Consider the following 14,627-nt stretch of genomic DNA (forward strand, 5'->3'; position numbering starts at 1 on the left):
CCGGCGTCCTGTGGCGCTGATCCTGCGGCCCGGAGCCGGGCGCCGCATTGATCGGGATCAAGAGAGCAGGTGAACTGCAGCGGCGGGCGGGGAGGGTTTGCGGCCAGGCCGGCGGATGGGGTGGGATTCGAACCCACGGTGAGCTTGCACCCACGGCGGTTTTCAAGACCGCTGCCATAGACCACTCGGCCACCCATCCTTTGCGCCCGGCGTCCGAGGGGGTACATCTAGCGCCTCTCCTGGGATGGGACAAATGAAGCGATCGCTTGCCGCAGCCCTGCCTGCCCTCACCCTGCTCGCCGGCACGGCCGCGGCACAGGATCTTCCGGCTCCGGACCGGCGCGGAGCTGTCAGCTTCGTCTCCGAGAACGACAGCTACGCCCGCAACACGGACCGCTGGTACACCAACGGCTTCCGCTTCAACTGGGCCTCGGCAGAGGACAACCTGCCGGGGCCGATGGCGGCGCTCGACAATGCGCTGGCCGGGCTGTTCGGCCCGGCTCGGAGCCGCTGGGGCCTCGGCTTCGGGCAGAACATGTTCACGCCCGTCGACAAGCAACTCCGCAACCCCGACCCGCGCGACCGGCCCTATGCCGGCTATCTCTATGCCGAGCTCTCACTCGACCGGCGGACGCAGACCACGCTTGACCGGTTCGGCCTGCAGGTCGGCGTGGTGGGGCCGAGCTCGCTGGCGCGGCCGACGCAGGATGTGGTGCATGCCATCCTCGGCGACCGGGAAGCGAGGGGCTGGCGCTACCAGCTGCGGGACGAGCCGGTCTTCAACCTGAACTACGATCGCATCTGGCGCCTCCCGGTTGCGACGCTGCCGGGCGGGCTCGGCGTCGACACGCTGCCGAGTGTGACCCTGGCCGCAGGCACCGTGCAGACCTATGCCGGGATCGGCGGGCGCATCCGCATCGGCCAGGGGCTGGACCGCGATTTTGGCGCGCCGCGAATCCGCCCGACCGTCGCCGACACGCCGGCCGCGGTGGGCGAGGGATTCGGCTGGTACCTCTTCGCCGGCGCCGGCGGGCGGGCGGTGGCACGGGACATCTTCCTCGACGGCAACACCTACCGGGACAGCCGCTCGGTCGATCACCGGCCCTTCGTCGGCGACCTTGAGGTCGGCGCCGCGGTCTTCTGGCACAATGTCCGGCTGAGCTATACGCAGAACTTCCGCAGCAAAGAATTCGTCGGTCAGAAGAAGGAATTCGTCTTCGGCGCGCTTTCGCTGTCGGTCTCGTTCTAGCAGCCTGTCGGATTTGCACTTGGTGTCAGGCCGAGGGTTGAGGCGCGATCAGGCTGCGAGCCGCAGGTTGTGGAGCCTGCGGCAGTTGTAGGCGAGGGCGACGAGGGTCCACTCGCTGGTGACCTTGGCGAGGCCGCGGAGGTGGAAGCGGGTGAAGCCGAGGGCTGACTTGATGGTGCCGAAGACGGGCTCGACGGTCTGCTTGCGACGGGCGTAGCGGGCTTTGGCATTAGGGGTTTCGAGCTTGGCCACCATGGCGAGGCGCCAGGGCTCGGTGATGCGGCGTGGCGTCCTGGGCTGGGGTGGCGGCCGGAAGTCGTAGGCGCGGTGCGGCTGGGTCCGGCCGATGGCGACCAGCGGCTCGATCCCGTGCGCCTCGAGGGCGGCAACTGCCTCGCCTGAGGCGAAGCCGGTGTCGGCGAGGACGGTCTGTGGCAGGCCGATGCCGCCCTCCATGCCGAGGATGGTTGCGGCAAAGCTCGGCGCATCGGCCGAGGTGGCGACGACGCCGGTGGCGAGGATCAGCTGCGAGCCCTCGGCGCAGACCACAGCCTGGGCGTTGTAGGCCTGGCGGTACTCATGGGCGTCGGAGCGGCGCATCAGCGCGCTGTCGGGGTCGGTGAGGTTGGACTGCCGCTCGGGCGGCGGATCGTCCTTGGGCGGCTTGGGCGGGCGGCCCCGCCGGCCCGTCTTGGCCTCGTAGGCGGCGCGCTTGGCGTCATACTCGGGTCGGGCGGCCTCGGCTTCGGCACGGGCCTCGGCCTCCAGCCGGGCGCAGGCGGCATCGAGCTTGGCCTTGAGCGCCTCGCGCCTGGCGATCTCAGCGGGCAGCGCCTGCGGGTCGGGCTGGGCCTCAGCGTCGGCCGCCTCGGCGCGGTTGGTCAGGTCGGTGATGTCGGCAGCGAGCCTGACGCGCAGCGCCTTGGCGCGGTCATACCGCACCGAGCGGATCTTGGAGGCGTTGGCGTCGAGCTTGGTGCCGTCGATCGAAACCGTCCCGAGCCGCAGCAGGCCGCTCTCGCGCGCCAGCAGCAGCACCTGCAGGAAGGCCGCCTCGAAGGCAGCGCGGTTGGCCCGGCGGAAGGCGGCAATGGTGTCGTGGTCGGGGTGCAGGTTCGCCGCCACGTAGCGCACCCCAATGTCGCGGTGGGTCGCCCGCTCGATCCGCCGCGAGGAGAAGATGCCGTTCGCATAGCAGTAGATCAGCAGCGCCAGCAGCAGGCGCGGGTGATACTGCGCCTTGCCGCCCGGGATCGGCCGCACCGCAAAGGCGCCGAGCGGCACCCGGTCCACCGCCGCCACTACGAAGTGCGCCACGTCGTCCGCCGGCAACCAGTCCTTGGCATCCGGCGGCAGCAGAAAGGCCTGCTCGCGGCTGAACGGAATGAACCCTGTCATGCCCGCCAGATTCGCCCATTTCAGGCCAGATGGGAATCCGACAAGCTGCTAGGCTAGGGAGAAGCGGATGGAGACCGCGGTGCCGCCCGGCCCGGCGGTCTGGGTCACCAGCCCGCCGACGCTGTGCGACAGGCTCTCGACGATGCGGCGGCCGAGGCCGGTGCCGGTGGCCGATGGCGTGGCCGCGGCACCGACGCCCCGGTCCTGCACCGCGAGCAGGCCGTGCTCGTCCTGCCGCTCCAGCCGCACGGTGATCGGACCGTCCTCGCCTGCCGGATAGGCGTATTTCAGCGCGTTGGTGACGAGCTCGGTGAGGATGACGCCGAGCGAGACGGCGCGGTCGGTCGGCACCTCGATCGGCACCGCCTCGAAGCCGATCGGGCGACCGCCGACCGAGCGGGCGATCTCTTCCACCAGCCCGGCCAGGTAGTCGTGCAGCGCCACGCTGCGCACGTCGTCCGAGGTGTAGAGGCGGCGATGCACCTGGGCGACGGCGGCGATGCGGTTTCGCATGGCGGCCAGCACCTCGCGCGCCGCCGGGTCCTGCACCGCGCCTTCCTGCAGCCGGGTGAGGGAAGCGATGAGCTGGAGGCTGTTGGCGACGCGGTGGTTCACCTCGCGCAGCAGCACGGCGCGCTGGTTGGCGAGTTCCTCGGCGCGGTCGCGGGCCTCGCGCACCGCGGCCTCGGCTGCGTCGTGCGCGCGCTTCAGCGCCTCGCGCTCGATGGCGCTCTCGATCGCCGTGCGGAGCAGCAGCAGGAAGTCGCCGCCGGCTTCCTTGATGACATAGTCTGCCGCCCCGGCGCGCAGTGCGGCGATGGCGATGCGGCCCTCGTCGGAGCCGGTGACGTAGATGATCGGCGGCTGCGCGGGCAGGGCGCGCAGCTGGGTGAGGGTGTCGAGTCCGTCCTGGCCGGGCATGTAGTGGTCGAGGCAGATTGCGTCGAAGGCCTCCGCGGCGGCGAGCGCCAGGCCGGCGAGGCCGTCGGCTGCGGTGACCACCGCGTAGCCATGCCGCTCCAGGTCGCGCTGCACCAGCCGGCGCAGGCCGGGCTCGTCGTCGATATAAAGGATGCGGCGGGGCATCGGGTTCATGAGAGGGAAGGGCGGCCTATGGCGTGGGGGGCACCTGGATCACCGCCAGGAACAGGCCGAGCTGGCGCACGGCCTGGGCGAAGGTCTCATAGTTGACCGGCTTGGTGATATAGACGCTGCATCCCAATTCGTAACAGCGGCGAATCTCGCGCTCGTCATCCGTCGTGGTCAGCACGATCACCGGTGCAGGCTTGAGCTGCGGGTCGGCCTTCAGCTTGGCCAGGATGTCGAAGCCCGACATGTCCGGTAGGTTGAGGTCGAGCAGCACCAGCAGCGGCCGGTGCTCCGGCCGGCCCTGGCCGACCAGGAAATCCAGTGCCGAGGTGCCGTCGAGAAAGTGGCGCACCTCGTTGAAGACGCCGGCGCGCTTCAGGTTCTTCTCGATCAGGCGGGCGTGGCCCTCGTCATCCTCGACCATGACGATGGTGACGGCCTGGGCGGCGGCGTTCATGCGGGGATGTCCTCTGCTGCGCTCTGCGGCTGGGCGGGCGCGGTGAGCGCCAGGGTCACGCGGAAGGTGGAGCCGTGGCCGGGGGCCGAGCGGCATACGACATCGCCGCCGAGACGGCGGGCCAGCGCCCGCACATGGGCGAGGCCGATGCCTTCGCCCGGCCTGTCCTGCCGGCCGGAGCGGCGGAAAAGCTCGAAGATCCGGCCGTGGTCGCGCGGGTCGATCCCGCGCCCGTTATCCTCGACCTCGACCACCACATGGCTGCCGCTGGTGCGGCCGCGGATGGCGATGCGGCCGGGACGGGCCGGGTCGAGATACTTCACCGCATTGTCGATGAGGTTGCCGAAGATCTGCTCCACCGCCAGCCGGTCGCTGTGGATTCGTGGCAGGCCGGGGGCGAGGCTGACGCTGGCGCCCGCCTCGTCGAGCTGGTGCTGCTGCGTCGCCACCAGCCCGGCGAGCAGCGCCTGGAAGTCGATCGGCTCCGGGTGCAGCAGCCGGCGCCCCTCGCGCGAAAGGCGGAGGATGGCGTTGATCAGCCGGTCCATCCGCGCGGTGGAGGAGCGGATGAAGCCGACTGCCTCGGGGATGTCCTCCAGCACCGCGGCGCGAGCCTCGGGGGTGACGAGGGCGGGCGCCTCCCGCTCGGTGGCGGCCAGCAACGCCCCAAGCGGCTCGACAGCCGCCTCCAGCTCGGTGGTAAAGCCCATGACGTTCACCAGGGGCGCACGAAGGTCGTGCGATACGATATAGGCGAAACGTTGCACCTCATCATTGGCGGCGGCAAGCGCAGCGGTGCGTTCCGCGACCCGGGCCTCGAGCGAGGCATTGGCGGTGACGACTTCCGCCTGCGCGGTCTCCAGCGCCTGGGTGTAGCGGCGGGCGAGCAGGCCGGCGCCGATGGTGACGGCGAGCATCAGCAGGAGGGCGCCGGCCGAGCCGAGCAGCAGGAGGCGGCCATTGCTGACCAGCCCCTCGCTGCGGGCCCGGCCGCGGGCGAGGCTGCGGGCCTCGATGCCGGCGACGACTTGGCGGATGGCATCCATCTCCGCCCTGCCGCGGTCGGTGCGGACCAAGGCCAGGGCGCCCTCCCGGTCGCCAGCCTGGCCAAGGGCGACGGTCTCGGCCAGTTCGGCAAGCTTCGCCTCCACCTGCCGCTGCAGGTTGCGGGCAGCCACCTCACTGCCGCCATCGGCGATGATGCTCGCGACCAGCGCAGGTATCTCGCGCGGCAGTTCGGTCATGGCGTGGCGGTAGGGTTCGAGATAGGCATCCTCGGCGGTCAGCAGGTAGCCGCGCTGGCTGGTCTCGGCATCCTGGACAAGGGAAAGGACGCGGCCGGCGGCGGTGCGGATTTCCTGCGTGGTGATGACGCCGGTGGCGAAGCTCCGCGTCTCCTCGACCAGCCAGAGCATGCCGACCTTGGTGGTGAGCAGCGCGGCGAAGCCGATCGCCATCAGCAGCAGCGAAAGGCGGCCGAACCTGGTTTTGTTGAAGGGCATGGCGCCGGCTATGGCCTTTCGCGGCGTGATCGACCCAGCGCATTAGCCAGTGGCCGGCTCAACCGCAAGCGGCACCGATGCCGCAACGATGGCTGCGCCCTTGCCGAGCGGGGGCAGGCAGGGCCAGATGCGTCCTGTCCGAGAATGCGGGAGGACCCCCGGTGAACGTCCTGGCGAATGGCGCAACCAACCTGGTGCGGGCCGACCGCGAGTCGGAAGGCGAGCGGCTGCGGCTGATGCATGCCATGGAGCGCAAGCTGCTGTGGCTCTCGGCCTGGATGATCCACCATGCCAACCATGTCCGCCCGAACCGGGACGGGCTGAAAGTGGGTGGGCATCAGGCCTCCTGCGCCTCCGTCATCTCGATCATGACAGCGCTCTATTTCGAGATTCTGAAGCCCGAGGACCGGCTGGCGGTGAAGCCGCATGCGGGGCCGGTCTTTCACGCCGTCAACTACCTGCTCGGCCGGCAGGACCGGGCGAAGCTGGAGACGCTGCGGCAGTTCGGCGGCATCCAGCCCTATCCCTCGCGGGTGAAGGACGGGCCGGAGGTGGACTTCTCCACCGGTTCCGTCGGCCTCGGCGTGGCGCTGACCAGCTTCGGCAGCCTGGTGCAGGACTACGTGCACCTGCACAAGCTCAGTCGGCCGGGCGTGCCGGCGGGGCGGCACATCGCCATCGTCGGCGATGCGGAGCTGGACGAGGGCAATATCTACGAAGCCCTGCTCGAGGGCTGGAAGCACGATGTCCGCAATGTCTGGTGGGTGATCGACTACAACCGCCAGAGCCTCGATTCCGTGGTGCAGGACCGGCTCTTCGGGCGGATCGAGGGCCTGTTCCGCGACATGGGGTGGAATGTCGTCACCCTGAAATACGGGCGGAAGCTGGAGGCGGCCTTCGCCCGCGAGGGGGGCGAGTCGCTGCGCCGCTGGATCGACGACTGCCCGAACAGCCTCTATTCGGCGCTGACCTTCCAGGGGGGCGCTGCCTGGCGGGCGGCGTTGTTGACCGATCTGGGACGCGAGGAGGGCATCCGCGCCATCATCGACCCGCTCTCCGACGAGGAGCTGGGCGCGCTGATGACCAATCTCGGCGGGCATGACGTGGCGGCGCTGCTGGAAGCCTTCCGGGCGCAGGATGCCGCGGGCGACCAGCCGACCTGCTTCATCGCCTACACCATCAAGGGCATGGGCCTGCCCTTCGCCGGGCACAAGGACAACCATGCCGGGCTGATGACCAAGGAGCAGATGGCCGGCTTCAAGCGCGAGATGGGCATCGAGGACGGGCAGGAATGGGAGCCCTTCGTCGGGCTCGACGTGCCGGAGGCGGAGCTGCGCGCCTTCATCGAGGGCGTGCCCTTCGCGAAGCAGCTGGCCGAGGAGGGGCGGCGGCTGGCCTCGCCCGCGGTGCCGGTGCCGGAGGCCTTCCCGATGCCGCGGGTGCCGGCCGGGCGGAAGCTGTCGACCCAGGCGGCCTTCGGCGAGGTGCTGGCGGAGCTGGGGCGGGGGCAAGGGGCGTCGGCGCCGATCGCCAGCCGGATCGTCACCACCAGCCCGGATGTCACCGTCTCGACCAATCTCGGGGCCTGGGTGAACCGGCGCGGCGTCTTCGACCGGCACCTGAAGAACGACGTGTTCCGGGATGCGAAGCTCGCCTCGGCGCAGCGCTGGGGGATGTCGCCGGAGGGGCAGCACATCGAGCTCGGCATCGCCGAGCAGAACCTGTTCCTGCTGCTGGGGGCGCTCGGGCTGTCGCATTCGCTCTACGGAGCGCGGCTGCTGCCGGTGGGGACGGTCTACGATCCCTTCGTCAACCGTGGCCTCGATGCGCTGATCTATGCCTGCTACCAGGATGCGCGGTTCATGCTGGTGAGCACGCCGTCCGGGCTGACGCTGGCGCCGGAGGGCGGGCAGCACCAGTCGATCAACACGCCGCTGATCGGCATCGCGCAGGACCGGCTGGCCAGCTACGAGCCGACCCATGCGGATGAGCTCAGCATCCTGATGCGCTGGGGCTTCGAGCACATGCAGAAGCCCGACGGCAGCGCCGTGTGGCTGCGGCTCTCGACGCGCGGGCTGGAGCAGCCCCAGCGGAAGCTCGACCCAGCGGCGGTGATCGCCGGCGGGCATTGGGTGGTGCCGCCGGCGCCGGGGGCGCGGATCGCGATCGCCTATCAGGGGCCGGTGGCGCCGGAGGCGGTGGCGGCCTTCGAGGAGCTGCGGACGGAGGAGCCGAGGGCGGGGCTGCTCGCCATCACCAGCCCGGACCGGCTGCATGCCGAGTGGCTGGCGGCGCGGCGCAAGGCGCGGGGCGGGTTCGGGGCGCCGAGCTGGGTGGAGCAGCTACTGGCGCCGCTGGCGCCGGATGCGGCGCTGGTGACGGTGCTCGATGGGCATCCGGCGGCGCATGCTTGGCTTGGCGCGGTGCGCGGGCAGCGGGTGGTGCCGCTCGGCGTAGACCACTTCGGGCAAGCCGGCGACATCCCGGATCTTTACCGCGAATACGGTCTGGACGCGGACAGCATCCTGGACGCCTGCGCGCAGGCACTTCTGGGGTAGCTTACGAACTCAAGGGTTCCAAGGGCCTTCCGGCCCTTGGTTGAGGGGAGTTCGAGGGGGACGACGTCCCCCTCGATCCTCAAGCCTTCTGCAGGGCCGGCGCGAGGGTGCTGCGGAAGAAGTCGAGGAAGCCCTCCTGGTTCGGGCCGATCTGGCTGAGGATCAGGTGGTCGAAGCCGGCTTTGCGGAAGGTTTCCAGCCGCTCCAGGTGGCGGGAGGGATCGGGGCCGCAGGGGACCTGGGCGGCCATCATCTCCGGCTGCACATGGGCGGTGGCGGCGCCGAAGGCTTCGACGCTCGGCAGCTCGGCCATTACCTTCCAGCCGGTGAGCGCCCAGCGGGAATAGCGGTGGGCGGTCTCCATTCCCTCCTGCTCGCTGGCGGCGAAGCAGAGCGAGACCTCGGCATAGCAGGGGCCCTGGCCGCCCGCCTCGCGGTAGGCCTCGACCAGCTCCGGCTTCGGCTCGGTGGCGATCATGCCGTCGGCCTTGTGGGCGGCGAGGCGCGCGGCCTCGGGGCCGCCGACGGCGAAGATCACCGGCGGCTTGCGCTCCGGCCGGTCGAAGAGCTGCGCATGGTCGAGCTGGAGGTAGCGGCCGCGGTAGTTGCTCAGCTCGCCCGTGAGGAGGCCGTTGATGATCTCCAGTGCCTCGCCCATGCGGGCATGGCGCTCGCCGACGCCGGGCCAGCCCTCGCCAACCACATGCTCGTTCAGCCGCTCGCCGGCGCCAAGGCCGAGCACGAAGCGGTCCTCGCTCAGGATGGCGAGGGTGGCGGCGGCTTGGGCGATGATCGCCGGGTGGTAGCGCATGATCGGGCAGGTGACGGCGGTCATCAGCCCGATGCGGCTGGTGGCCTGGGCCATGGCACCGAGCACCGACCAGGCGAAGGAGGCGTGGCCCTGCTCCTCCACCCAGGGGGAGAAGTGGTCGGAGATGGCGGAGAATTCGAAGCCGGCCTGCTCGGCCGCGACGAGGTTGCGGACGAGGGCGCGCGGGGCGTGCTCCTCGGCCATCAGCTTGTAGCCCAGGGTCGTCATGCGGGGGGTGCCTTGCCGGTGGTGAGGGGTGCTCATGGCAACGTGGCGCCTGCGGCCCGGTTCGGAACAGCGTGATATGGATTGAATACAATATAACTACCCTGTCATCCGCCCGTCATCAGGCTGTTGTTCCTCACTCCTAGCCTCCGCCGCCAAGGCCGCAGCCAGGCAGGCCGGGGAAGGGATATCGATGAGCGATTTCAACACGCTGGACGGCGATGCGCCGGAGGTCATCGGCCATCGCGGGGCGAGCGGCTACCGGCCGGAGCACACGCTCGAAGCCTACAAGCTGGCCATCGAGCTGGGCGCCGACGTGATCGAGCCGGACCTCGTCGTCACCAAGGACGGTGCACTGATCGCCCGGCACGAGAACGAGCTCGGCGGGACCACCGATGTATCCGACCGCCCGGAATTCGCCGACCGGGAGACGACCAAGACGATCGACGGGCAGGAGATCACCGGCTGGTTCGCCGAAGACTTCACCCTCGCCGAGATCAAGACCCTCTATGCCCGCGAGCGCATCCCCGAGGTGCGGCCGGACAACACCGCCTATGACGACCTCTACCGCATCCCGACCCTCGACGAGGTGATCGAGCTTGTGCGGCAGGAGGAAGCCCGGACGGGGCGCGAGATCGGCATCATCCCGGAGACAAAGCACCCGACCTTCTTCGCCCAGGAAGGCAGCTATCTCGACGGTACGCTCATCCGGCAGGACACCAGCCAGCTGCTGGTCGATGCGCTGGTGAAGGCTGGCTTCACCGACCCGGAGCGCGTCACCATCCAGTCCTTCGAGCTCGGCAACCTGATCGAGCTGCAGAAGGAGATCATGCCCGAGGCGGGTATCGACCTGCCGCTGGTGCAGCTGCTCGGCGGCTCCTATGACCTGGCCTTCAACTTCGACCCCGGCAAGGCGGCGCTCGGGGCCGATCCCTCGGTCTATGACGAGCTCGGCCTCGACCTCACGATGGAGAGCGCCATCAACGAGGACCTGCTGAGCGCCGAGGCGCTGCAGGCTATGGCGCGCGTCTATGCCGAGGGGATCGGTCCCTACAAGGACTACATCCGCCCGGTCACCGAGCTGGAAACACCGGTGGATGGCGATGGCGACGGCACGGCCGAGATCACCCGACAGCTCACCGGCGAGACGACCTCGCTGGTCGAGGATGCGCATGCGGCGGGGCTGGAGGTGGCGCCCTACACGCTGCGGGCGGAGGAGAGCTTCCTGTCGCTGACGCTGGACGGGAAGGTCGAGACGCTGACGGAGGAGGCGCGGGCGCTGATCGAGATCGGCGTCGACGGCATCTTCACTGACAACCCCGACATCGGCCGCGGCGCTGTGAACCAGGAGTTCGAGGCGCGCGGCTGGGAGGGCGCCGACTGGGATGCTATCGCCGCCGAGGCGACGCGGAATTTCGAGCGCACCGGAAACTGGTATGTCTCGGGCATCGGCTTCGGCGACCCGGACCGCGAAGAGGTGACGGACTGGAACGCGGTTGCCGCCCAGGTCGAGGCGAATTTCGCGGCGACGGGGCAGTGGTTCATTTAATCCGGGATCGGCGCGCCCCTTTCATGGGGCGCGCCAGTCGGCTTAGCCCATGTTCACCATGATGGTCTTCTTGTGGGTGAAACACACAACCAAGCCTAAACCCTTGAGATGTAAGACCTGCCTGCAGAACATACACGGGAACGTGATGCAAGGTTTCTGCACAGGGCAGGTATGTGCGCTGATGATTGCGATGAATATTGGCAAGCACACAATGAAGACAGTATAAGAAGGGAGTGGAAGGGCAAGAAACCTGCACAATAGGGCAGTGGCGCACAACTCAGACTCAGCTCTCCTTGGCAAGCATTAGATCGGACAACCAGCCAAGGAGCCCAATAATGGCCCAAGTCATTCACCTGTTCGGTGCCAAGCCGGAAATTAACCCGGTTAATTCTGCTGCCCCACGCGAGCCCGCCAAGGTACCCACACCTGCAAAGCAGGCAGTCGAGACAGAGCAGGTGTCGCTGCACGACGGCGACCTCGTCGTCTACCGGCGCCCCGGCGCAAGCAGCAAGTGGCAGTATCGCTTGCGTCTGCCCAGCGGCGAGTACGAGCGCAAGACCACAGGTAAGCGTACCCTCGACGAGGCAAAGAGGGTAGCTGAAGCAAGATACCAAGAGGTCAAGTGGCGTGAGCAGCGTGGCCTCAGCACGAAGGCTGCGCCATTCAGCAGTGCGGCCGAGGCGTACATCGCCTACCGCGTCCGGACGGCCGACCAGGCGCCCCCGGCCAAGCGCGCCGCGAGGATGAAGAAGGCGGAGATGGAGGCAAGCATGATCCGACGCTACCTCGCTCCCCACTTCGGCGAGACACCACTGGACGAGGTCGACGCGCAAGCTGTCGAACGCTTTCACGAGGCATATCTTGGCCAATGGAAGGCAGGGCAGGGGGCTAAACGGGTCCAGTTCCGCACGCGCGACAACCAGCGGCGCGAATACAAAAAGCCTATCGCAGTGGAGATGCCTGGCACGTACATCCGCAAGCCGGGTGTCAACAGCCGCATCCTGTTCGAGCGGCTGGTGAAACACATTCTTGAGCGCGCCATCAAGGACGGCCGTATTACGAGAACGGAGATGCCCGAGCTGGACGCCACGAAGTTCGTGCGGAACCGCCGAGGAGCCTTCAGCGAAGCCGAGCAGGCGAAGCTGCTGGCCCACCTTGAAGCCCGAATCGGGAAAACCAAAAAGAAGCACCACCAGGCTTCGCGCAGGCTTCTATGGCTTTGGGTTCGCTTCCACCTGCTGACCGGACTCAGGCCAGGCGTAGAGGGCACGACACTCAGGTTTCGTGACATCGAGTTCGTCAGTGGGACGGTGCCGCACTACGTGGTTCGCGTCCAACAGGGCAAGACCGGGTCACGGCCTGTGGTGGTGGATATGCGGCTCAAGGAGGTCATAAATTCAATTGAGGCGCAGCACCCTGACCCAAAACCCGATGCGTGCTTATGGGTGAAGCCTAACGGCGAGCCTACCACGCGCTTCGGCGAGGGTCTCAAGGCCGTGCTCCGGGAGCTTGCCCTTGACCGTGATGCTCAAGGCTTGGTTCGGACACCATATAGCATGCGCCATTCGTTCATCACCGACGCCATTCAGCGTGGTGTGAACCTCAGCATGCTGGCGGATAACGCGGGGAACTCGGTCGAACAGATCTCGGCGCACTACGACCACGTGATCCACACGCAGCACGCGGCGGAGCTCCTGAAAGGCATCGAGGGAACGCGCGCGGGGGGGCGGCTGAAAGCTGATGGCCTAAAGCGGGCGCCAACGGCGATAACACCATCGACGTCCCGCGTCGGCTGCGCGCAGAGTGGCCGGGCCGGCCGCTGACCCTCACTGGGACGGCGCGCCCTACCACCGCGCCACGGCGGTGTGCGAGGCCGCCTCCTTGCGCGCCCCAGCTATCAATTGCCATTCCTGGCTGTCCGCAACCAATCGTTCTTGCGCGCTGGCAGCCCTACTCGAATGGGCTGCCCCGACACGCAGACTGCATGCGGTTGCCCTGTATGACCCTTACAGGGCGACTGGATTGCCGGTGGAGTCTCTGGTGATAACCAAGCGTTCTATTTTTGCAGGGGCATTATCATCTGCAATCACCAGCTGCTTTGCTTGCGCAAAAATATTCGGACAAGACGATCGCATACCTGTTACCGGTGACTTTTATAATGCTTCCGGCGCGATATGTGAAATGCGAAGCACTAATCAGAATAGACTCCTTATTGCAATAGCATCTGGTCAAGTGGTGCGAAAAAGAAATCTAGTAGTTACAGCGGCACACAATGTGGTTTCGAACGGCCGGGCTAGACATCAAATGGACAAGCTTGTGTTCGTTCTCGGAAACGAAAGAAGGCATCAAAGGTACCGCGTGGTCGAAACACACTTTGGAACTGAAGATCCTGAGAGAAATGAGCCGAAAGATTTTGTCGTCTTTCGGCTGGAGCAAAATGTGTCGAGTGATATCAATGTGATGGATTTTGAGGAGAGCGATAACCCCGAAGCTGAGTTGCCGAGCCAACTTGCGTTGGTGTCTTATCACGGAGATAAGGGGCTTGTTAAGCAAGTCTCTGGTGGGAGTATCGTGACTAAACCAGCGCAGTTCTGCAGCAGGCTCAGTTCCTCTCCCCAGTATCGAGACAAAGATTTGCTTATTCATTCTATAGATAGTGTTTCGGGTAGCTCGGGCGGAGCAATCGTATCAATAAATCCAGTTCGTCCCGCGGTTCCTGTCGTTCATGCCATTCACACTGGAGGCGTATCAGCGGAATTGTTTTGGGGGTCAGAAGCAAATGCTGAGTTTGACGCGGCTTGTAATTTCAATTTTGCGGTCAGAGTCACCGGCAACCAATATTTTTACAAAATATTCAACGATGCTGCCCGGGCGACGCAGGTGCAGGCACGCAATGTGCTAAGGTAAACTCTGTCATTTTTCGGCGTCAGTAATGTCCGAATAAACTAAGTTTCACTAAGTAGGTGATGCCTACAAAGCCACCTACCTTTCGGAACAAAGCCCAGCTTGAACGAATTGCAGATCGCAAGCGCCAAGCTCGTCCCGAAACCAACAAGATTTATGATGGCGCATGGCGACGATTAAGGCGTCACCACCTAGCGGCCAATCCCCTGTGTGTTGAGTGTTTCAAGCTCGACAAGATAGTGGAAGCAACAGTGGTCGATCACATACAGCCAGTGGCCATTGCACCCGACCGCCGATTAGATCCCACTAACTTCCGATCCTGCTGCCAATCATGTCGCTCGATCATGTCTCAGAACTGGAAAGCCAACGGCATCAACGAGGTGCCGAACCGTCGTTCATAGGTGTTGCCCGCGGCGGCCATGGCGCAACAAGTGTGCTGCTTAGATCATCCGGCACAAACTCAGGCACCTCCATAACAAAGCTGGTAATCTGCTCCTCCGTCATCCCGGAGGCTTTGAGTTCAGCGCCGATAAGCTCGTACATTTTCAGTCGATACGCGTTAGGATCTTCAATCACTTTAAGTGTTTGCTTCCTTGCTCGTTCATTTAGAAATATCAGCACGAAGTAGGAAAAAGGCATCACTACCAGATGTGGTGACACCATCAGCTGGTCCATTGGTCTGGCTCGGAGATCTGAAACAACCATAATGATCATGAGGCCGATTCCGCCCGCACACCACATGATCGAGAATAATAACCCTTGCTGTAGATCGAGCGCTAAGAGCCTGATATCAGAAGTTCGACGTATCTCACGCACATAGTTCTCGCGCAGCCAAATGGCCTTCTTCATCCTAGAGCTGGCACTTCGATTGTCCCAAAACCTGTA

Annotated in this window: 12 protein-coding genes and 1 tRNA gene; 6 read left to right on the forward strand and 7 right to left on the reverse strand. The window is 66.1% G+C overall.

Annotation, left to right across the window (positions count from 1 at the left end; translation table 11 throughout):
• Positions 1 to 112 precede the first annotated feature (112 nt).
• Positions 113 to 199: transfer RNA gene (locus LH62_RS20895), tRNA-Ser, on the reverse strand.
• Positions 200 to 253: 54 nt separating this feature from the next.
• On the opposite strand from LH62_RS20895, the gene LH62_RS20900 reads away from it, so the two are divergent.
• Positions 254 to 1,249, forward strand: a complete 996-nt coding sequence (locus LH62_RS20900) for a lipid A deacylase LpxR family protein (protein WP_052214755.1) — start codon at positions 254 to 256, stop codon at positions 1,247 to 1,249.
• Between the two features lie 48 nt (positions 1,250 to 1,297).
• Here LH62_RS20900 and LH62_RS20905 read toward each other — a convergent pair whose 3' ends face one another.
• The 4 genes from LH62_RS20905 to LH62_RS20920 are packed head-to-tail and all read right to left on the reverse strand — an operon-like array spanning position 1,298 to position 5,695.
• Entirely contained in the window at positions 1,298 to 2,647 is a 1,350-nt protein-coding gene (locus LH62_RS20905) for an IS1182 family transposase (protein WP_043359747.1), read from the reverse strand.
• 48 nt (positions 2,648 to 2,695) lie between these two features.
• Entirely contained in the window at positions 2,696 to 3,733 is a 1,038-nt protein-coding gene (locus tag LH62_RS20910; RefSeq protein WP_144404565.1) for a sensor histidine kinase, read from the reverse strand.
• Positions 3,734 to 3,758: 25 nt separating this feature from the next.
• Positions 3,759 to 4,193 (reverse strand): response regulator, encoded by a 435-nt coding sequence (locus LH62_RS20915; protein WP_043363958.1) that lies wholly within the window; start codon positions 4,191 to 4,193, stop codon positions 3,759 to 3,761.
• Complete coding sequence (locus tag LH62_RS20920) at positions 4,190 to 5,695, reverse strand: CHASE3 domain-containing protein (RefSeq protein WP_043363960.1); 1,506 nt, start codon at positions 5,693 to 5,695, stop codon at positions 4,190 to 4,192. Before LH62_RS20920 ends, LH62_RS20915 begins: the two co-directional genes overlap by 4 nt.
• Positions 5,696 to 5,931: 236 nt before the next feature.
• On the opposite strand from LH62_RS20920, the gene LH62_RS20925 reads away from it, so the two are divergent.
• A complete protein-coding gene (locus LH62_RS20925; protein ID WP_052215032.1) occupies positions 5,932 to 8,253 on the forward strand; it encodes a 1-deoxy-D-xylulose-5-phosphate synthase N-terminal domain-containing protein in 2,322 nt (773 codons plus the stop codon).
• A gap of 79 nt (positions 8,254 to 8,332) precedes the next feature.
• Here the strand turns inward: LH62_RS20925 and LH62_RS20930 are convergent, their stop codons facing one another.
• Positions 8,333 to 9,292, reverse strand: a complete 960-nt coding sequence (locus tag LH62_RS20930) for a TIGR03557 family F420-dependent LLM class oxidoreductase (RefSeq protein ID WP_043363962.1) — start codon at positions 9,290 to 9,292, stop codon at positions 8,333 to 8,335.
• 190 nt (positions 9,293 to 9,482) lie between these two features.
• Between LH62_RS20930 and LH62_RS20935 the strand changes: the two genes are divergently transcribed.
• The 4 genes from LH62_RS20935 (at position 9,483) to LH62_RS32750 (ending at position 14,143) form a co-directional block, all read left to right on the forward strand.
• Positions 9,483 to 10,838 (forward strand): glycerophosphodiester phosphodiesterase family protein, encoded by a 1,356-nt coding sequence (locus tag LH62_RS20935; RefSeq protein WP_052214756.1) that lies wholly within the window; start codon positions 9,483 to 9,485, stop codon positions 10,836 to 10,838.
• A gap of 335 nt (positions 10,839 to 11,173) precedes the next feature.
• Positions 11,174 to 12,661, forward strand: a complete 1,488-nt coding sequence (locus LH62_RS20940) for a site-specific integrase (RefSeq protein ID WP_144404566.1) — start codon at positions 11,174 to 11,176, stop codon at positions 12,659 to 12,661.
• A 205-nt stretch (positions 12,662 to 12,866) separates the two neighbouring features.
• Entirely contained in the window at positions 12,867 to 13,745 is an 879-nt protein-coding gene (locus tag LH62_RS29445) for a serine protease (RefSeq protein ID WP_144404567.1), read from the forward strand.
• Between the two features lie 59 nt (positions 13,746 to 13,804).
• Positions 13,805 to 14,143, forward strand: coding sequence for an HNH endonuclease (locus LH62_RS32750; protein ID WP_082012697.1), 339 nt, complete (start codon positions 13,805 to 13,807; stop codon positions 14,141 to 14,143).
• Here LH62_RS32750 and LH62_RS30455 read toward each other — a convergent pair.
• Positions 14,115 to 14,591 carry a hypothetical protein gene (locus LH62_RS30455; protein ID WP_144404568.1) on the reverse strand — a complete coding sequence of 159 codons (477 nt, stop codon included), beginning with the start codon at positions 14,589 to 14,591 and terminating at the stop codon, positions 14,115 to 14,117. The two genes, LH62_RS32750 and LH62_RS30455, sit on opposite strands and share 29 nt — an antisense overlap.
• Positions 14,592 to 14,627: the final 36 nt, after the last annotated feature.

This window comes from Belnapia sp. F-4-1 (assembly GCF_000802185.1).
Classification (GTDB): domain Bacteria; phylum Pseudomonadota; class Alphaproteobacteria; order Acetobacterales; family Acetobacteraceae; genus Belnapia.